This is a genomic window from Ramlibacter sp. bp-362 (assembly GCF_054956735.1).
On record NZ_JBUDXE010000101.1, the window covers coordinates 1 to 203 of the forward strand.

Annotated in this window: 1 protein-coding gene; it reads left to right on the forward strand. The window is 65.0% G+C overall.

Annotated elements, in window-relative coordinates:
* A partial coding sequence (locus tag ACY0MJ_RS22565; protein WP_462640798.1) for an EF-Tu C-terminal domain-related protein occupies positions 1-203 on the forward strand: 203 nt, incomplete at both ends.

A 203-nucleotide genomic window follows, 5' to 3' on the forward strand; every position in this document is an offset into this window, starting at 1 on the left:
GTCGAGCGCGGCCAGGTGCTGTGCAAGCCCGGCTCCATCAAGCCGCACACGCACTTCACCGCCGAGGTGTACGTGCTCTCCAAGGACGAGGGCGGCCGCCACACGCCGTTCTTCAACAACTACCGCCCGCAGTTCTACTTCCGCACGACCGACGTGACCGGCTCGATCGAGCTGCCGAAGGACAAGGAAATGGTCATGCCCGG